General features: G+C 63.6%; 15 protein-coding genes. 8 read left to right on the top strand and 7 right to left on the bottom strand.

What is annotated here, in order from left to right:
- Positions 1 to 5: 5 nt before the first annotated feature.
- Genes CLU86_RS14860 through CLU86_RS14850 form a run of 3 tightly spaced genes read right to left on the bottom strand, consistent with a single transcriptional unit; the run spans position 6 to position 1,899 of the window.
- A complete protein-coding gene (locus CLU86_RS14860; protein ID WP_099656802.1) occupies positions 6 to 335 on the bottom strand; it encodes a DHCW motif cupin fold protein in 330 nt (109 codons plus the stop codon).
- Positions 332 to 1,282 carry a DMT family transporter gene (locus CLU86_RS14855; RefSeq protein WP_099743595.1) on the bottom strand — a complete coding sequence of 317 codons (951 nt, stop codon included), beginning with the start codon at positions 1,280 to 1,282 and terminating at the stop codon, positions 332 to 334. Before CLU86_RS14855 ends, CLU86_RS14860 begins: the two co-directional genes overlap by 4 nt.
- A gap of 2 nt (positions 1,283 to 1,284) precedes the next feature.
- A complete protein-coding gene (locus tag CLU86_RS14850; protein ID WP_099742146.1) occupies positions 1,285 to 1,899 on the bottom strand; it encodes a LysE family translocator in 615 nt (204 codons plus the stop codon).
- 160 nt (positions 1,900 to 2,059) lie between these two features.
- Here CLU86_RS14850 and CLU86_RS14845 point away from each other — a divergent pair, with 160 nt between their 5' ends.
- On the top strand, positions 2,060 to 3,562 hold the full coding sequence (locus tag CLU86_RS14845) for a PLP-dependent aminotransferase family protein (RefSeq protein WP_099742145.1): 1,503 nt from the start codon (positions 2,060 to 2,062) through the stop codon (positions 3,560 to 3,562).
- Between the two features lie 164 nt (positions 3,563 to 3,726).
- Here CLU86_RS14845 and CLU86_RS14840 read toward each other — a convergent pair whose 3' ends face one another.
- Entirely contained in the window at positions 3,727 to 3,960 is a 234-nt protein-coding gene (locus CLU86_RS14840) for a hypothetical protein (protein WP_099742144.1), read from the bottom strand.
- A 293-nt stretch (positions 3,961 to 4,253) separates the two neighbouring features.
- Here CLU86_RS14840 and CLU86_RS14835 point away from each other — a divergent pair, with 293 nt between their 5' ends.
- From CLU86_RS14835 to CLU86_RS14815, 6 genes are all read left to right on the top strand, one after another.
- The gene (locus CLU86_RS14835) at positions 4,254 to 7,610 is read left to right on the top strand and encodes a hypothetical protein (RefSeq protein WP_099742143.1); all 3,357 of its coding nucleotides are present in this window, start codon (positions 4,254 to 4,256) and stop codon (positions 7,608 to 7,610) included.
- Between the two features lie 169 nt (positions 7,611 to 7,779).
- On the top strand, positions 7,780 to 8,118 hold the full coding sequence (locus CLU86_RS22650) for a hypothetical protein (RefSeq protein WP_143226713.1): 339 nt from the start codon (positions 7,780 to 7,782) through the stop codon (positions 8,116 to 8,118).
- An 838-nt stretch (positions 8,119 to 8,956) separates the two neighbouring features.
- Positions 8,957 to 9,979, top strand: coding sequence for a porin (locus CLU86_RS14830; protein ID WP_158236336.1), 1,023 nt, complete (start codon positions 8,957 to 8,959; stop codon positions 9,977 to 9,979).
- 167 nt (positions 9,980 to 10,146) lie between these two features.
- On the top strand, positions 10,147 to 12,408 hold the full coding sequence (locus CLU86_RS23240) for a hypothetical protein (protein ID WP_158236335.1): 2,262 nt from the start codon (positions 10,147 to 10,149) through the stop codon (positions 12,406 to 12,408).
- 99 nt (positions 12,409 to 12,507) lie between these two features.
- Positions 12,508 to 13,788: a sensor histidine kinase gene (locus CLU86_RS14820; protein ID WP_143226712.1), complete on the top strand. Its 1,281-nt coding sequence runs from the start codon at positions 12,508 to 12,510 to the stop codon at positions 13,786 to 13,788.
- Entirely contained in the window at positions 13,785 to 14,444 is a 660-nt protein-coding gene (locus tag CLU86_RS14815) for a response regulator transcription factor (RefSeq protein WP_099742139.1), read from the top strand. The genes CLU86_RS14820 and CLU86_RS14815 overlap by 4 nt, the downstream gene beginning before the upstream one ends.
- Positions 14,445 to 14,483: 39 nt before the next feature.
- On the opposite strand, the gene CLU86_RS14810 is transcribed toward CLU86_RS14815, so the two are convergent.
- Positions 14,484 to 15,125 (bottom strand): NAD(P)-dependent oxidoreductase, encoded by a 642-nt coding sequence (locus CLU86_RS14810; RefSeq protein WP_099743594.1) that lies wholly within the window; start codon positions 15,123 to 15,125, stop codon positions 14,484 to 14,486.
- Positions 15,126 to 15,311: 186 nt separating this feature from the next.
- Between CLU86_RS14810 and CLU86_RS14805 the strand changes: the two genes are divergently transcribed.
- The gene (locus tag CLU86_RS14805) at positions 15,312 to 16,214 is read left to right on the top strand and encodes a LysR family transcriptional regulator (protein WP_099742138.1); all 903 of its coding nucleotides are present in this window, start codon (positions 15,312 to 15,314) and stop codon (positions 16,212 to 16,214) included.
- A gap of 131 nt (positions 16,215 to 16,345) precedes the next feature.
- Here the strand turns inward: CLU86_RS14805 and CLU86_RS14800 are convergent, their stop codons facing one another.
- Both CLU86_RS14800 and flgL read right to left on the bottom strand, forming a co-directional pair.
- Positions 16,346 to 17,584 (bottom strand): HDOD domain-containing protein, encoded by a 1,239-nt coding sequence (locus tag CLU86_RS14800; protein ID WP_099742137.1) that lies wholly within the window; start codon positions 17,582 to 17,584, stop codon positions 16,346 to 16,348.
- A 58-nt stretch (positions 17,585 to 17,642) separates the two neighbouring features.
- Entirely contained in the window at positions 17,643 to 19,013 is a 1,371-nt protein-coding gene (gene flgL, locus CLU86_RS14795; protein ID WP_099742136.1) for a flagellar hook-associated protein FlgL, read from the bottom strand.
- Positions 19,014 to 19,044 lie beyond the last annotated feature (31 nt).

Below are 19,044 nucleotides of genomic sequence, written 5' to 3'. Positions count from 1 at the left end.
GTCCCTCAGTCCACCACAAACAGGGTAGCCCCCTGTGGTGCGGTGGACCGGTGTGGTTCCGCATTGTCCGCCACCTGGTAACTCATACCGGGCTTGAGGGTGAACTGGCGGCCATCTTGCAGCTCGGTGTGCAGCTCGCCGCTCAGGCACAGCAGCACGTGGCCTTTGGTGCACCAGTGGTCAGAGACGTAGCCCGGCGTGTACTCGACCATGCGCACGCGCACGTCGCCAAACTGCTGCGTGCGCCAGAAGGCTTGGCCCGCCTGCGCGCTTTTTTCTTCGCGGGGCAGGGCGGCCCAGTCGGTGGTGGCAAAGGGGATGTGGTTGAGCTTCATGCGGGCTTTGTGGCAGTGGTTTTGGCGGTGGTGGCTGGGGCGGGGTGGGCGGCGATGGGCATCTTCTTGCCCATGTACACCGTGGCGATCACGGTCAGGGCAAACACCAGTGTGGTGGCGTCCAGCCGCTCACCGGCCAGGGGCACGGCAAACAGCAGGCTCAAAAACGGCTGGATCAGCTGGATCTGGCTCACCCGCACGGCACCCAGCGCCAGGGCGCGGTACCAGGCAAAAAAGCCGATCCACATCGAAAACAGCGAGACATAGACAAAGCCCATCCAGCTGGTGGCCCGGATCTCGGTGGCATGGCTGGGCGCAAACCAGGCCGCTACCGGCAGCGTGAGCGGCAGGCTGCACACCAGCACCCAGCAAATCACCTGCTCGGCCCCCAGGCGGGGGGTGAGGCGCGCGCCGCCGATGTAGCCCAGTGCGCCCGTGGTCATGGCAATCAACAGGTAGATGTTGGCCGCGCCCAGGTAGATGCCGCCCGCGCGCCACACCATGAAGCCCAGCACCAGGCCGCTGCCCACCACGGCGCAGACCCAAAACCCGTTGGAGGGCCGCTGGCGAAACCACAGCGCGCCCAACACGGCGGTAGACAGCGGCAGCAGCGCCGTGACCACGGCCCCGTGCGTGCTGGGCACATGCCGCAGCGCCAGCGCCAAAAACAGCGGAAACCCCACGATGACCCCAAACGCCGTGACCGCCAGCAGCGGCCATTCGGCCCGCACGGGCAACTTCAGTCGACCTTGACTGCGCTGCCACAGCAGGTAGCCCATGGACAGCAACCCCGCCACCGCCGCGCGGCCGAAGGTGACGAACCAGGGTGAGAGCTGGGGCAGCTCTGTGGTGCCCACCGCCAGCCGGGTCATGGGCAGGGTGGCGGCAAACAGGGTGATGCCCACCATGCCCCACAGCAGGGCTTCTTTTTCTTGGGCGGCGTTCATGGTCATAGCGTGAGCATCCAGGTGGCGGTGAGCACCAGCACCAGGGCCAGCGTGCGGTTAAACCACAGCAGCCGTGCGCCCTGCGCCAGCCACTGCCGCAGCAGCGAGCCCACCAGCGCATACACAAAGTTGCTGGTGAAGGCGAAGAGCATCATCACCACGCAGATGATGGCCAGCCGCTCACCCGGGTTGGTGGCGGGCTGCCCGGCGGCGTTGACCACCCAGCCTGCCGACAGGGTGAGCGCCAGCATCCAGGCCTTGATGTTCACAAACTGCAGCCCCACGCCTTGCCAGAAGGTGACCTGCAGGCGCGAAGCGTCCACGGTGCCCATCTGCCCGGCGCGGGCCAGCTTGGCCGCCAGCCACAGCATGTAGGCCACCCCCAGCAAGGTCACGGCCCAGCGCAGTGCGGGCACCCCGGTGATCAGGGCGCCCAGGCCCAGCCCGCTGGCCAGCATCAGCAGCGTCCAGCCCGTGGGCACGGCCAGGCAAAAGCGCAAGGCGCGGCGCAGGCCCAGGTTGGCCGCCAGCGCGGTCGACAAGGTGGTGTTAGGCCCCGGCGAAAAGCTCATGGCGGTGCAAAACAGCAGCAGGGCGGTGAGTTCGGCGGCGCTCATGGGGTGGGGCAGGGAAGGTCTTGTTGTCGGGAACAGGCATTCAATGTAATCTTGCAAACCAATACACAACCAGTACAGACAGTCAGCGCACTTTTCAATCTGTATTGCCTGGCAGAACAGTACACAAACCCACACCTGTCGACGCCTTCGGGATAACCCTATGCTGATGAAATCGCCCACCCAGTCGCTCACCGAGCAGCTGTCTGCCCGGTTTGCCGAGCGCATTCGCAACCGGCTGCTTGCCCCCGGCGCGCGCTTGCCCTCGGTGCGCCAGTGTGCGCAGCAAAACGGGGTCAGCCCTTCCACCGTGGTGTCTGCGTACGACCAGTTGCTGGCGCAAGGGCTGGTCGAGGCGCGCAAGAACCGCGGCTTTTTTGTGCGCGAGAACGGCCGCGCCACCGATGCCATGCGGGACGCAGCCGATGCCGACGGCGTGGATGCGGCGGCGGTGGACCCGGCGCTGGAAAGCTCTGCCGCCAACTGGAGCACCGCCCACTGGTTTGCCGCCCGGGCCGCCGGGCGTGCGGCGCCAGGGGTGTCGCCGGTGAACGCCACTGCCCTCATCCGTGGCATGTTCCACAAGATCAGCGACAAGCCGCAGCCCGGCATGGGCGTGTTTCCGCCCGCGTGGCTGGAGTCCACCTTCATGCCCGCCGCCGTGCGCAAGGTCACCCATTCGCGCAGCCTGCAAGACTTCTCACTGCAATACGGCGAGCCACTGGGTGATGCGGGCCTGCGCCGCCTGCTGGCCAAAAAGCTCTCCACCCTCAACGTGCACACGGTGCCCGAGCACATCATCACCACGGTGGGGGCCACGCACGCGCTTGACATCGTCAGTCGCACCCTGCTGCGCCCGGGCGATCCGGTCATGGTGGAAGAGCCCGGCTGGGCGGTGGAGTTTGCGCGGCTGGCTGCTTTGGGCATGCACATCCTGCCCGTGCCGCGCCGCGCCGATGGGCCCGATCTGGAGGTGATGGCCCGCTACTGCGAAGTGCACAAACCCAAGCTGTACGTGAGCGTGAGCGTGTTCCACAACCCCACGGGGTATTGCCTGTCGCCCGGCAGCGCCCACCGCGTGTTGCAGCTGGCCAACCAGCACAATTTCCATGTGGTCGAAGACGACACCTACAGCCACATTGCCCCCGAGCACGCCACCCGCCTCACCGCGCTCGATGGCTTGCAGCGCACTATCTACGTCAGCGGCTTCGCCAAAATCCTCGCGCCCAACTGGCGCATCGGCTTCCTGGCCGCGCCGCCAGGGCTGATCGAGCCCTTGCTCGACACCAAGCTGCTGGCCACCCTCACCACCCCCGCGCTGCTGGAAAAAGCCCTGGCCCTGTGCATCGAGCAAGGCCAGCTGCGCCGCCATGCCGAGCGCATCCGCACCCGGCTTGACGCTGCCCGCTCGCGCAGCGTCAAGCTGGCCCTGCAGGCGGGCTGCACCTTCGCAGCAGAGCCCGTGGGCCTGTTCGGCTGGGTGGACACCGGCGTGGACACCGACGCCCTGGCCCAGCGCATGCTGGACGAAGGCTACCTGCTTGCCCCCGGCGCCCTGTTCCACGCCGAGCGCAAGCCCAGCACCCTCATGCGCATCAACTTCGCCACCACGCAGGAGGCCGCCTTTTGGCAGACCTACCAGCACGTGGTGGCGGCCATGAAATAGTTGCGATGGGTCATCGGTGATGAACGGGAGAGGAGGCGTAGGTCAGCGCCCGTCCACCGGCCTTGGGTCCATACCCCAGCCACAAAAAAGCCCCGCAGGTGCGGGGCTTTGACAGAGCGTTGAAGTCGAAATGGGGACAACGGCTGATGGCCCCTTTCAACGCGTCACTGCGATGGCGGCTTGGGCGCCCCCTCGGGCTTTTTGAAACCCTTGGCCGTCATGCACGCCTCAAACGCCGCATCGCCCGGCTTGCCCTGCGCCTGGCAGGCTTCAAACGCAGCCTTCAGCTCCGCGCTCATTTGCGGCCGATCACCCCCAGGTGGGCCGCCCGCAGGCTGCGCCCAGGCCCCCGAGGCCAGCAAAGTCAACGACAACGCAGCCGCTTTCACAAAGTTCATGTTGAGCTCCTTTCAGCAAACGCCCATTGTGAGAAGGCCACGGTGAACCCCGCATCAAGCGGTGTGAGGGCTGGGTAAAGTGCTGCAAACTTTTAAAAATGGGCCACCGAATTTGAGGTGAAATTCGCCTCCATGGCGCACCCATCAAGCGCAAGCAGCTATCCCTTTCATAGCAATTGCCCGCCTGTGCACTACCGCGCACATAGGTGTTCTTCCCAGCTAGGGTGATTCCCAGCTAGGAAGCATCCCAGTTACGCGCAGCGCAGCGCAGCGCATCGGCACACTGCGCCGCCATGCAAGTCACATCGTCCGGCGCTGCCGCCGCGTGGGATGCCCCCACCATCGAGCCCATCCTCCCCTCATCAGTCAATGCCTACGACCCGAGCAACCCCGACAACGGCGGCACCCTGGACAGCCCGCCCCAGCAGCAAGACAGCAACGCAGGCTATTACGACACTGCAGAGCCCCAACCTCTGCAGCAAGGACCTGCGCCGGGCTTTGAGATCCTCTACACCAAACCCCTGCTGGTAGACCCCGCCACAGGCGAAGCGCTGGAGGTGATGCACACCAAACCTTTGCAGATCAGCCTGGACGGCAGCGGCCCCGTGGGCTATGGCGTGAACAAGCCGCTGCAGATCGACGGCGCACCCCACTTCGACATTGGCTACAACAAGCCCCTGCTGATGGACCCCGCCACGGGTGAGTCGGCGGAGCTGGTGCACACCAAACCCCTGCAGATCGCGCCCGAATCGGCAATGCAGGCAGCCAGCCCAGACTCCGCCACCGCCGTGGCCGCCCCCAAAGCCAGCGCCATGGAAATTGCGGCGCTGGAGTTGTTGCTGGCAGAGCCCGCCAACCAGGAAATGATCGCCCAGTTTGGCCCGCCGCTGGCGCCACTGAACACTGGCACGGACGTGGGCCAAGGCATCCAGGCACGCTTTGGCACAAACCTGGGTGCGCGATTGACGCAGCTGCAGGAAGCGCAAAACAACGTGCGCGGCCAATTCCTCAAAGCCCTGGACGAAGCCCAGCAACACCCTGGGCCCAATGTGGCTGGCAGCGAACTCATCGAGCGCCATGAAAACTGGCGAGACGGTGATGTAACGGAGAAGTCGCTCTATACCGTCACCTACCCGCCAAGCGCCTCTCAGGAAAGTGATCTCAAAGCAATCGACGAGCGATTGAAGTTTGGCATGAGCGGTCGCGTGGGCACCGATTGGCACATGACCGACCCCGCCGAATTCGCCAAAGCCTACGCCGCAGGCGACAGCCCCGCGCAAAAGGCGTTTGCCAGCTTGCACGGCAAGGAGCCACTGCAGTTCCACGAAGCCGAGGAATACGGCGGCGGTGACGCCGGGCCATTCATTAACCCAGCCTACTACACCCTGGGCGAAAGCAAGCTGGTCACGGGTGGCCAGACCGTGGACGACAACGGCAACCCTGGCGGCTGGCGTGACGCCACCCTGGAAAAAACCCAACTCACCCCCGAACAAAACCGCAGGCTCATCAACAACGAATACCTGTGGTTTGACCCCGTCAACGGCTGGAGCACGGACCTGGAGAACAACATCCGGCCCAGCAGCAGCTTCCTGGACAAAGCGATGCCAACCCTGTTTGGCGCAGCGCTGAGCTTTATGGGATTGCCTCCCGTTGGTAACTTCCTGGCTCAGGCCGGGGCAGGCACCTTTGTCCAAGGGGCAGTGATGGGCGCACTGGGCAGCTCCATCACCCAGCTGGCCTCCACGGGTGAGCTCAACTTTGGCAGCATGCTGCGCTCAGCCTTGACCGGGGGAATCACCAGCGGCGTCATGGAATTTTCTGGCATGAGGGAGATGCTCCAAAGCACCGACCTGGGCACACGCAGCCTCGCCAGCTTTGGCAAGGCAGGCCTGCAAGGGGTGCTGCAAGAAGCCACCGGCGGTAAGTTCAAAGATGGCTTCATCAACAGCGCACTGGCCAGTGTTGCAGGCGAGGTTGGAGCCCACCTTGACAGTCAGATCCGTGAGCTCAAAGACCTCAGCCCCGAGCAATCCAGCGCACTGAAGCTCATGAGCCGTGCCGCTGCCAGTGCATTGCGTGTGGCGGGTAGCAACGACCCTGCCTCGGGGTTTGCGAATGACTTTCTCAGCGGCGTGCTGGAAGAGCAATACCAAAAAGCAAGTCAACCCACCCCAGGTGACAAGCCCAACAACGGATGGGTGCAAAGCCTGGGCGCCAGTGACGTAGACCCCACCCAGGCCCAAGGCCTACAGCCCGGGCGCAGCGGCCAAGGCCTGCGGGTCTCGGGTGATGCGCTGTCAGGCTGGGGTGATGGGATTGGTGGGGTTAGTCATGGCCAGTCGAGAGACGGGCTTGGCAACGCATTGGGTGGTTCTTTGGCGGAAAGCTTGCAACCTGCTGCGCCGACCACCGCGTACGGACTTGGTGGGACAGGCCTAAGCACAACGGGGTTGCGCTTCCCCGCCGATTGGAGTGATGGGCTGGGGCTTAGCAACGATGTTGCGGTGTATGAGCAGTTTGTGAATGCGTTCAGCAACCCCACCTCGTTTGATGGTGGTGATGGCATTCAGTTGGCTGCAGGGCCGGGGTACAACGGCATGGGCATGGGTGGTACAGACCGCCTGCAAGTCAGCAGTGACATCAGCCTGTTTGAGGAAGCCTCTGCTCTGGCTGCCAGTTCGAGCGCCAGCAACGGGCGTGCTGCGCAGGCAAGAGCGTCCCAACTCTCCTCTGATCTGTATGCCAGCGGCGCAGGTGATGTGCGAGATACGTCGCCAGCTGCGGGTTTGTTGGTCAACCCCGAAACAGGCTTGGCTGATTTCAAATACACGTCGCAGGTCTCTAACAGTATCGGTACGAGCTGGGACAGCCTGTTCTCCGACGGAGGTCCAACCGCCTCACAAGACGACTCAATCAAAGCAGACCAGGGATATTGGGCTTCGTTGGGCGGAATTGCAGGTAGCGATTTGTCGTTTGCCGACAAGTTAAATATGGCGTGGGGCACTACCAAGTACTACTTCCGCAATTCCGATGAGGCACAAGGGGGAGCGCAGATGGTTGGTGGTGGGTTAGAAGTGGCAGGCGCCATCAGCCTGAGCGCCACAGGTCCAGGCGCAGTACTTGGTGTCCCATTGGCATTCCATGGCGGCGACAGCATCGGCACGGGGTTCAATCGCCTGGTGGGGTTGGGGCGTAATCCGACAATCACATACCAATTTGTCGAGTCGTCCACGGGATCATCTACTCTAGCGCGTGCCGTTGATAACGGCATTCCATTCTTGGCAGGAGTCGCCTCTGCGGGCCAAGGTCTGCGCCTTGCGGAGAACGAGGTTTTCAACAACACTGTGTATAGGGGTCTTACATCCCAAGATTCTGCAGCATGGAACGAAGGGCTGGGGTTATCCGCAAAAGCACCTCGCGGGATGTGGAACACTGAACAGCACGTGTTGAATGACGGCCCGGGTCTAGGCGGTGCTCGAATGAACAATCCGTGGATTGCAACGTCTCGCCGGTATGACGTTGCAGATGAATATCGTCGCGGAATTTCTGGAGTAGAAACAGGCAATGGTGTTGCTTCGATTTACTTGGGTAAGGTGCCTGCGCAGAATCAAGTTGAGCTGTGGAAACAACTAAGACGTCCAATACCGTAGACTCCTTGGCCTACCATCGTTCAATCTGGGCGCAAGAAGTGTCTATCTATCAGCACGTTCCGATTGAGGCCATTGGTGGTCCGCTAAGCCATATATCGGTGGTTAAGCCGTTAACTTATGGCTTGGTTCTCGGCGGCCCCCGTCTTCCAGTGAATCGAGGAAATATTCAATGAGTGAAATTGAGCGAGTCGGTGGCGAGATGTGCCGCCACATTTTTGACTTCTTATTGCCGTTGCAAACCAGCAAGGAAATCAACGAAGACGTCTTTGAAAAGCTTGACCAATCATCACGCGAATGGGCTCGTTTGCTAAAAGGAAGTCAAGCCATCCCACGCGCTCCATTTAAGGAACTGTATAGCGCTGCACGCGTATTAGTCGCAGAGGCCCCATACTCTAAGAACGCAGACCTTATTCAAGAAATGGCCTCCAGACTTCATATGACGGCGGATTTGATAGTTTGGGGCCAGTGTCACGAAGACCGACAGCCTGGTGTTCCTCAGGTCCGATAGCGAGGCGCTAGGGTCGTGCCTTTTCCCTTGCACTCAAGCACATCTCTCACAAGTCCAATCCGAATCTGGCGCTTTGCTGTCAAGTGCAATCAGCTATCAATTGAATAGCGTTTGTTCACTGAATCCTCCTCAATCTGCGCCTTCGCGGCTTTGGTCATTCCGTGCAGCCTCAGCACAGCCAGCCGCAGTGAACGCGACGGCTGGCCCATGGTGGAAGGGTTGGTGGCGTGACGGGTGCGGGAAGGGATGTCTGGGCAACTCAACGGCAAACCCTGGGCATGGCTGGGTAAGTGAACAACCGTCTGATGAAGCTGCGCCACCGGCAAGACCTGGCCCCGGCCAGGCCGGAGGCGTAGCCCCGCTTTGGCTCACCCCTTCTACATGCTGGCACTGCGCGATCGGTCGGGGCGGTTTCTTTGGCTGCGTGGGCCACGAGCGGCGGGGCGGTTGTTGCGGGGGCGGGGCTGTGAAATGCGTAAAAGTGGGCTATAGCGCTCTATCTATAAGCGCTAGCAGCTATGAATAACATAGCGGTTTGCAGGTGCGCAGGCGTTTGCTGCGCGGTGGGGTGTGTTTGGCACGGCTGTTATCGCCCGCTGGCCGTTGGCGCGGGGGCGCCCAAACTGCGGCGGAGTGCCCCAATCAATTGCAAACAAAAGCAACATTCTTTTCACGCCCCCTTATGGTGCGGTAACACCTGATGTTGCTTATCCGCCATTGGGCCGTGAGCAAGGTCGATAGGGATGGGGGTATTTGCTGTAATGGGCGGGTTTTGCGTGGCAGGGGATTATCTGTTACGCGAATTTACAGAAATATCGTTTTTCTACATAAGGCAATCATGAAAAAGATCCAACTGACTGGCTTGGCTTTGGCTACCTTGGCGGCATGCGCTCCTGCTTGGGCGCAATCGACTGTGACGATTTATGGTGCAGTGGATATGTCGGTGGGTAAGGAGGTTCCATCGGATTTGTCTCAACTGAGAGCGGGGAAAATTGGTCTGCAAAGCTCCTCGGGTGTGAATTTGCAGGACAGCTTTGTCGGTTTCAAAGGTGTGGAAGACATTGGCGGTGGGCTGCAAGTGGGTTTTCAGCTGGAGCAAGCTTTGGATGCTTCCAGCGGTACCGCAGATCCTGAAGGTGCTTTTGCTCATGGCGCCAATATTTGGCTGGGGGGCTCTTGGGGGCGATTTACATTGGGGCGAGCCAATACACCTAGCTATAACGCCATGAGGTCTTGGGATGTGATGGCTGGCGGAAATAATTCCATCGCGATTCCCACTTATGGGATTGTTGGTGCCGAGGGAAAACGCCAATCTAACCAGATTAGTTATCGCACCCCGCAATTGGGTGGTTTGGCTGTTGAGGCTGCTTATGTACCCAAGGACGAAAATTTGCGTGACGGTGTTAATCGTAGTAAGGTTGATTTGGCCGCCACATATAAAGTTGGTGCGCTGACTTTGGGTGGTGCGTATAACAAAAATAGTGGTCTCGATGCCAATTATGGAGTTGGTGCAAAATACCAGTATCAAAATATTGAAGTATCGTCTGCATACTACAGCACGCCGAGTGGAATTTATTTTGATCCCATAACCAGAATGCGTGTGCCTGGTGCATTGTTTAAATCGAATGGGATTGTTTTAGGTGCCAAGGCTACTTGGGATCGCTTTGCTGCGGGATTTGATATTGCTAGAGACACTAAATCTGAATATGTTGTTGGCAATTCTAGTTTCGATGGGAAGAAGTATACAAATATCGGCCTGAGTGGGGCTTACTCGTTTTCGAAGAGGACGGCGGCTTATGTTGTCTATACCCGTACATCGGACTTTAATAACTATGGGGTAGGCTTAAGCCACAGTTTTTAATTTGCGTGGCTAAACAATTTTTGTGCCATGCATAAATAATGCAGTCTGGTAAAGTTCCCTCGAGCCAAGCGGCCGGTTCACAGGCAGTTGACCTGCCGGCTACTTTGCCGGAGGCTCCGGCGCAGCCACCGGCGCTTGGTCTCCCTCACACACCTGCCGATCCTCCATTGAGTGCCACTCCGGCAGGAGACAACCCCGCAGTCGTCGGCAAGCAACCCGACGCTGTGGGGCGTGGCGACTCTTCTCCTTCCTCTGGTTCTTTGGCCGATGGCTCCCGTGGCGACGCGGGGGCTGCGGGGTCGCCGCATACCGGCGGCACCGAGGGGCAGGGACAAGGTGGTGGGACTGGCAGTGCGGATGCGGGTGGCCTGGGCATAGGCGGTGGCACCGGTGTTGGAACTGGCCCCGGTGTCGGTGCCGGTGCAGCTGGCCCGAGCGGGCTGGGTGGTGGCTTTGCGTCCCCGGATTTTTCGGGGACGGTGGGCGCTGGTGGGGGGGGTTATGTCAGTGCTGGCGACGGGCGCCTGGTGGCTGGCTCCAATGTGCCGGTGGGCTATGTGCCCCAAGGTGGCTCGCCTGCGGTCGGTAGCCCGCAGGGCGGCCAGGGGGGTGGGGCTGCTGGGCAGACGGGGGCGGGACAGTCGCCTTTTGCGCCGGGGGTGGCCGGTGGCTCGTCGGTGCCGGGGCAAGGGGTTGGCTGGGGCTTTGGCGTGGGCCAGGGCGGCGGCCAGGGTGCGGGGCGTGGGCAGGGCGTGGGCCAGGTTGTGGGCCAAGGTGCTGGCCCGTGGCCGGGCACTAGCGTTGGGGCCAATGTTGGGGCCGGTGTTGGCGCTGGCACCGTGGGTGCGGGTGTTTCGGGCCAGGGGCGGGGCGCCGGGGGCGTGTCTGCTGGTGTGGCCGTGGGTGTTCCGGCGGGCGTGGCTGCTGGTGTTTCGGTTGGCGCAGGTGCCAGGGGGGATGCTGGGGCTTATGCGTCGACTTCGGTCTCGGTGAAGAGCGCCGTGGGGGCGCCTGCTTTCCAGGCGCAGTCTGTCGGGGTGGCGAACACGCCCGCGCAGTCGTCTCAAGCGCAATCTCAAACACAAACACAACAAGTCCAGTCGTTGGTATCGGCGCAGGCTGGTGGGGCCCAGGGCGCGGCTGCGCGCGTTGCGGGTGGTCAGGGTGTGCCTGCGGATGCCCGGGGCGGCGCGGTGGCGGTGGCTGCCGGGCGTGCGGGTGGTGCGCAGTCGGCGGTGGTACAGGCGCAGGCTGCGTTGGCCCAGGCGGTGGGGCGCACGATGGCAGGGCAGATGACCGCAGGGGGCGCTGCGATGGCGTTGGCCCAGGCGCAGTGGGCGCTGCGGGCGTCGCGGCTGGGCGATGGGGCTATGGCTGCGGGCGCAGACCGGCTGGGGGCGGCGCGTTCGCCCGAACTGGCGCAGCGGGCTGGGCGGGCCGATGGGGTGGCGCTGGGTGCGCGGCAGCGTCCCGATGGGGCGCAGGTGCCCATGCAAGGGCCGGGGCAGGGCCGTGTGGCCGATGGGCGGCGTGCTGATGCGCGCGGTGCTGAGGGGCCTGTGGTGCGCCCTGGGCAGCTGGCCCCTGCGCTGGGTGCGGCTGTGGGCGATGCGGCGGCGCCTGAGGATGGTGTGGCCGAGCGGCGTGCGCGGGCTGGCGATGCGGCGGATGTTCCGCATGCGATGGCCATGGCCTTGGCGCTGGCGCCGAAGGTGCGGCGGCGGGCTTCGCAAGACCGTGTGGAACGTGTGGAGCGCGATATGCCGCGCCACGGTGGGGCGGAGCTGGAGGACGAGGATTTGCTGGACGCCTGGGGCGACGGCGATGGAGGCGCGGGCGATGACGGCGATGGGGCCGATGGTGCGCATGCCGAGGCGGGTGCTGATGGCGCGCAGGCTGCTGCCGATGTGAGCCGCGAGGCTGCGGCCCAGCATTACCGGGCGCTGTGGGTGTGGCTGCAGGCGAATGCGCAGCAGGTGCTGCTGCGTGAGCTGGAGGCGGGCCGCTGTGTGCTGGTGCTGGCGCCGCCCGATGTGTCGCACATGCGGCTGTGGGGCCATGTGCTGCGCCCCGATGGTGCGGGCGCGGGTTTGACTGCGGGCTCTGCTGGCCTGGCATGGCCGCTGATGGCGCGTTGGTCTGCCACGATGCCTGCGGACACGCAGTGGCGGGTGTGGCGTTTGCGGCAGGAGCTGGATGCGGCGGGGCGTTGGGGGCTGGGGGCTTCGCGGCCTGATCGGCACACGCCGCTGTTGGTTGTGAATGGTGCGGCAGAGTCTGCGGCGGGCGGGCCGGGCGCGTCTGAGCGCATTGCGCTGCAGGAGCCGCGCCGCTTGCGGCGGTTGCTGGGATCGCAGTGGACTTTGGTGGCGCTGCGGGTGCCGTTGCCGCTGGACGGTACGGGGGCGGCTGGGCAGGCTGCAGCTTGATGGCGGTGTGGGCGCCGTTGATGGCGTTCGGGTCGTTGGTTGCTGTAGTGCCGTGATGTCCGCGCTGGCAGCGTTTCAGTGGTTTCAGATGGGGTAGATATGGAGCGTTGGCAGGTGAGCCTGACGGATGGGGGGAGTCTTTCTGTGGTGGTGCGTCTGCTCGATGCGCTGGGCGATGCCGCGGCTGTGTTGGATGTGGTGGGGGCGGGGCGCCTTGTGTGGTGCAGTGCGTCGTTTGCCGATTTGCTGCCCTTGGCGGGTGGTGTGGTGCCCGAGGGACTACCGTTGGGAATTTTGGCCGCACGCCTGGAGGGCTTGGCTGCCGGTGTGGCGGCGGCGCGGGCTGCGCATGCGGTGCATGTTGCCCACGCAGGGGGCGAGCAGGGCTGGGCGGGAGCGCTGGGGTTGAGGGTGTTGCCGGGCCAGGAGCCCAGGTGGCTGGCGGCGCGGTTGTGTGCGCTGGAGGCGGATGTCGCGCGAGTTTCGGGTGGGCGTGACAGCGGGCTTTCAGGGCTTTGGGTGCTGCGCCTGGGGGCGGAGGTGGAGCTGGGCAGTGCGACGCGGCGGCATATGGAGGACCGGGAGCGTTTGCTGTTTACCTCGCGCAGCTTGGCGGTGGGAGAGATGGCGAGCACGCTGGCGCATGAGTTGAACCAGCCCTTGGGGGCGGTGGGCAATGTGCTGCGTGGCTTGAAGGCGCGCCTGGCTGCCGTGCAGGCGCAGCCTGTGCCGCCCACGCCGCAGGCGCTGCAGCAGTTGGCGCAGGGGGTGCAGTTGGCGTCGGACCAGGTGCAGTACGCGGCCCGCATCATTGGACGGGTGCGCGACTACACGCAGTCGCACCAGCCCCGGCGCGAGCGGGTGGATGTGATGGCCTTGTTGCACAACAGCCTGACGCTGCTGGACTGGGACTTGGCGCGCCACCATGTGCAGTTTTCGGTGTCCGCGGATCTGCCTGGCGGGGGCGCTTTGCCGCCCGTGGCGGGTGATGGCGTGATGCTGCAGCAGGTGTTGGTGAACCTGCTGCGCAATGCCATCGATGCCATGGTGGAAACGCCCGTGGCAGAGCGTCGCCTGGATGTGGTGTGCCGTGTGGATGCGGTGGATGACCGGGTAGAGATTGCGATCACGGACGCTGGTTGCGGGGTGGGGCAGGATGCGGCGGCGCAGCTTTTCATGCCCTTTTTCTCCACCAAACCCACAGGCATGGGCGTGGGGCTGAACATTTGCCGCAGCCTGATTGAGCTGCACCAGGGGCGCTTGTGGTTTACGCCCAATGCGGTCCGTGGGTGCACTTTTTATGTGGCGTTGCCCCTGGCGTTGATGGACGAGGCAGAGCAGCTACCTGAATTTCTCGATTCGAAAGACTTTGTCGCATGACCGAACAGGCTGTTTCCGACGTGCCACGCACGCTGTATTTGTTGGACGACAACACGGATTTCCGCACCACGGCCAAGTGGTGGCTGAGCGGTGCGGGCTATGACGTGGTGGATTTTGAGGATGGACAGGCGGCCATTGCTGCGCTGCAGGCGCTCAGCGCACAGGAGTTGGGTCGCTCTTGTCTCCTGCTGGATGTGCGGATGCCCGGCATGAGCGGGCTGCAGGTGCACGATGCGCTGATTGCCTGCGGCGTTGCGGGGCCCGGGGGGGCGTTGCCCATCATCTACATGACAGGGCATGGCGACGTACCGCTGGCGGTGCAGGCGATGGAAAAAGGTGCGGTGACGTTTTTGGAAAAGCCGTTTGAAGAGAGCGCGCTGGAGTCAGCCCTGGCCCGTGCGTTTGCGCCTCGCGCGGACGCAGTCCCACAGGCTGCGCCTTGTCCTGAGTTTCAGCGCCGATTGGCAGGGCTTACGGTGCGTGAAACCCAGGTCATGCAGGGTGTGGTGGACGGCAAGATCAGCAAAGTGATTGCCCGAGACCTGAACATCAGCTCCAAGACCGTGGAGCTGCACCGTGGCCGGGTGTTGGCCAAGATGCAGGCAGAGTCGGCCATTCACCTCACGCGCATGGTGGTGGAGCAACGCGTGCTGTGAGCTGGCTGGCAGACGCCCTCACGCAATCAACCCCCCAGCTCAATACGCCACCGTAAAGCGCTGCTGCAGGTGGCGCGGCGCTTCCAGCTCGTCCACGATGGCGACGGCGAGATCGGCCACGCTGATCTTGCCGGGCTGCTCGCCATTCATCAGGGGCGATTCAGTGCCCAGCCGGTACTGGCCGGTGCGCTCGCCGGGCTCTAGCAAGATGGCGGGGGACAAGAAGGTCCACTGCAAGGTGGATTCCTGGCGCAACAGGTTCAGCGCTTCGCGGGCGGCCAATGCGCCGTTTTTCCACTCGGCAGGGAACTGGGGGGTGTCCACCAGTTGCACGCCAGGCGCCACATACAGGCTGCCAGCACCGCCCACCACCAGCAGGCGTTGCACGCCTGCGGCTTTGGTGCCTGCGGTGATGGCGCGGCTGCCGCGCAGGAATTCGTCGTGCAGGTCGGGGTGCGTCCAGCCGGGGTTGTAGGCGCTGGCCACGGCGTCGGTGCCGCGCACGGCCTGGGCCACCTGGGCGGGGTCGGTTACGTCGGCTTGCACCACGCTCAGGCCTTCGCGCGGGGCGATTTTGCTGGGAGTGCGTGCCAGGGCTGTGACGCGGTGGCCGCGCTGCAGCAGTTCGTTCAACAGGGCGGTGCCCACAAAGCCGGTGGCGCCAATCAGTGCGATGTGCATGGTGTGTTCCTGCAAGTCTGAGTTGCTATTCCAAGTGAAGATGGAGCAAGGTTATGGCTAACAACGCCCTCGCGGTAGAGGGCAAAATTGGCTTTGTCTTTGAAGCTGTGCTTCACAATGGGCTGAATTGGCCGGGTTGGCCTGTTTGCTTGGTGCGCTGGGCCATGGACATCAAAGGGTGAAACAATGGACGATCTCAAGCGCATGGCGGTGTTTGCCACGGTGGTGCAGCATGGCTCGATGACGGGTGCGGCGCGGGCCCTGGGCATGAGCCCTTCGGCCGTGAGCCAGCAGGTGCGCCAGTTGGAGCGCGAGGGCGGCGTCACGCTGCTGCACCGCTCTACCCGCAAACTGGCGTTGACCGAGGCAGGCCAGCGCTACCACGCGCAGTGCGCCGCCATGTGCGCGGCGGCCGAGCAGGCGCGGGCCGAGCTGGCCGCCTCGCGCGATGCGCCCAGCGGCGAGTTGCGCCTGTCGGCCACGGTGGGTTTTGCGCGGCACATTGCGCCTGCGCTGGGCACCTTGCTGGCGCAGTACCCAGCGCTGCGTCTGCGGCTGCTGGTAGACGATGCGCCCATCGACCTCATCAACGCCCGTGTGGACCTGGCCGTGCGCTTTGGCCGCCTGGCCGATTCAAGCTGGGCGGCGCGTCGTTTGGGGGCGTTGCAGTGGTGGCTGTGTGCGTCACCCGGTTGGGTGGCGCAGCATGGCGCGCCAGACACGCCCGACGCGCTGCTGGCCCACAGTTGGTTGGGCTTTGCGCGCGAAGGCGGTGGCCTGCTGCTGGACTTGCACCATGCCGATGGCGCAACGCGCAGCCTGCGGGTGCAGCCACGCATTGCCAGCAACAACCAGTTGTCGATCCAGCAGATGTGTGAGTCCGGTCTGGGTTTGGCGCTGATGGGCAGCATGGATGTGCAAGACGCACTGGCCAGTGGGCGGCTGGTGCGGCTGCTGCCGCAGTGGTCGTTTGGCACGCTCGATATCTGGGCCGTCACGCCCCAGCGCGATGCGCAGCCGGCCAAGGTGCGCCAGGCCATTGCGGCATTGCACAGCTACTTGGTCACGCAGCCTGGGGTGCTGGAGTAAGAGCGGCTAACAAAACTCTTCTGGCGTCGTTGCAGCGTCTTGTCGTGCTACTCGTACTGCCTGCGACGCAGCGCCTGACCATAACCGCTTCGCTGAGTTTTGTGAGCCGCTCTAAGTCGCCTAAGCCTTCCTCAGCGGCTGGCCGGGGGGCGTTCCACTTCCAGCTCGCTCAGCACCCGCAGCAGGGCGCGGTTGACCTCTTCCAGGTCCATCTCGTGTTCTTCGCACAGGCGGCGGATCACGCTGGCGTCGTCTCCCTCCAGCGCGCAGGCCATTTGCAGGCTGGGTGCGTAGGGGCCGGTGCGCAGCACGGTGGCGTCGTAAATGCGCTCGGACAGCGGAATGCGGTGCAGGATGGTGCCCAGGGGCTCGCGCAGCAGCTCGTCCATTTGCGACAGCAGCGCGCACAGGTAAATCTCGCGGCGCAGCTCGTTTTCCATGCCGGGGTTGAGCAGCTGGGTGGTCAGGTGCGCGCGCATCACCATCGCTTCGCGGATGGGCTGCATGTTGGGCTCGGTGCTGGAATGCGGTAGCTGGTCAGACAGCCAGCGCTGGATGGAGCCATAGCCCATCATCACCAGCCCGCGCCGCAGCGAGTCGATGCCGGTGCGCAGCCCAAGCGCTGCCGAGTTCGTGTAGATCATGAACCGGTAGGCCAGGATGGGGTCCTCGCTCATGATGTCTTCGAACGTTTCGAGCGATTGCTCGGCGTCGATGGCGCGCATGAGCTTGTGGATCACTGCGTGCGAAGGCTGCTGCGGGGTGTGGCGCATGCTGTAGAGCACGTCTTCGGCGGGCCAGCCAGCCAGTGCCAGGGCGTTGTTGTCCAGGCAATGCTCCATCAGCGCGCGGCTGGCCACGTTTTCGTACATCTGCCCCGCCAGGATGGGGCTGAGGTTGCGCGGCGGTGGCTTGGGGCTGCCGGGCTGCTGCGGTGCGCGTTGCAGGGCCGCAATGGTGTCTTCAGGCCGCAGGGTGAGCAGGCTGTTGTCAAAGCAGCGGGCAATTTCGGCGGGGGGCAGGCTGGCGATTTCGCCGCGCCACACCAGCTTGAGGCCCCGCCGGTGTGCGGCGCGCACCTGGTTGAAGATGGTGGAGTCGTTCAGCCAGTCGTTGCGCACCTCGATCCAGGGGGCGCCGCGCGGCGCGCTTTCGAGGAGGCTGGAGAGCAACTGGTGCGTTTGGGGCGACAGCAGCAGCGGTGGCGAGCTGGCCGACCACAGTTCTTGCAGGGTGCGCAGCAGGTGGCCCGCATCGACCATCGTCGAAGATTCGTTGTGCAAGTACAGCTGCACACCGGCAAGTTTGCGGGCGCGGTTCCACAAGGGGCGGTAGCCCAGAATCAAACTGCCAAGAACGGATTGGACCATGTGCTCTCAGGCGATGTGGGCCGTCTGGCCGACCCGGCGCGCTGCGCGGGTCGGAACGCTAGCCGATGTAGTTGAACAGCGAAAGCTTCTGAACCGATGCATAGGTCTGCAGCGCTGCCTGGTAGCCCGTCTGCTGGTTCTGGAAGTCCGAAATGCCTTTGATCATATCCAGATCCTCGGCCCTGGAACGGTCGGCTTCCAGCTGAACGGAGCGCTTGTCCTGGTCGCCGGTGATGCGGTCTGCGCGGTTGAGCAACTCGCCCGCGTAGCTGCGGATATTGCTCAGGCGTTCAAGCCCGATGTCGATGTTGGCCAGCGCCTGCCCCGATGCCTGTGCCGCCACGTTGGAGTTAGGGGCCGCCTTGAGCTCGGTGATGGCTTTGTCTATGACGCTGAACAGGCTGGCGTTGGGCGAGATATTGAGTGTGTCGCCATTGGCGGGCGCCACGGTGATGGTGCCGTCCACGGCCTTGGTGGGCGTGGCCGTGATCTTCATCGACATGCCGGTGGGCAGCCCATTGATACTGAACTCATTCTTCTCGCCGATCTTGATCGGGTTCAGTGTCTGCGCAGCGGGGGGCACAAAGGCCGGGTCGGTGCTGGTGATGTTGTAGGTGGCCGACAGGGTGTTGGTGGCCGGGTTGAGCGTGACGCCAGAAAAACTCACGCTGTAGGTGTAGGCCTGCCCGGTGGCGGGGTCTTTGTTAAAGGTGGTGCCTGGGGCAATGTCAATGGCCGAGGTGTTCAGCGCGCGGCTGGGTTGCGCGCCCGTGGGCACCGAGCCGGTGGTGGCGCCGGGCAGGATCACAGTACTGGTGCCTTGCGTGATCGTTGCGTGAAAGCTGCCATCGCGGTTGGCGTCGAACATGAAGGCGGCATCCCCATCCAGGGTGTTGGGAATCGACACCCCAGTGCTGGCGTTTTGCCCCGCCTGGCCCGAGAAAAGGTAGTCGGGCGTGCCACTCAAGGGGCCCATGAAGGGCGATTGCGCGCTGCCCAGGGCGCCCAGCAGCGGCAGGCCGTTGGTGTCTGTGCGATTGGCCACGGCCGTGAGCTGGTCGCGCAGGCTTTGCAACTGGTTAGCAATGGTGGCGCGCTCGCTGCTGCTCAGGGATGCGTTGCCAGCGTTCACCATCAGTTCGCGGACCTCTTGCACCAGGCTCACGGCATCGCCCACCGATGACTCGGCCTGGGCAATGGCGTTGCGCTGGGTTTCCAGTGCGCGCTGCTCGGTCTGGATGCGGGTCATGCGGGTCATCGCCCGCTCGGCCTGGGCGGCTGAGACAGGGTCGTCGCTGGCGCGCACCACGCGTTTGCCCGAGGTCAGGTTCTCTTGCAGATTGACCAGCGAAGCCTGCCGCGCCGACACGTTGCGGATGGAGTTGTCATACATGTTGGCGGTGCCAACGCGAAAGATGGTATTGCTCATGTCAGGCTCCTACGGAGGACTTCAGAGGGTG

Source organism: Acidovorax sp. 62, assembly GCF_002754495.1.
Taxonomy (GTDB): domain Bacteria; phylum Pseudomonadota; class Gammaproteobacteria; order Burkholderiales; family Burkholderiaceae_C; genus Acidovorax.
This window is presented reverse-complemented; position numbering and strand designations above follow the sequence as displayed.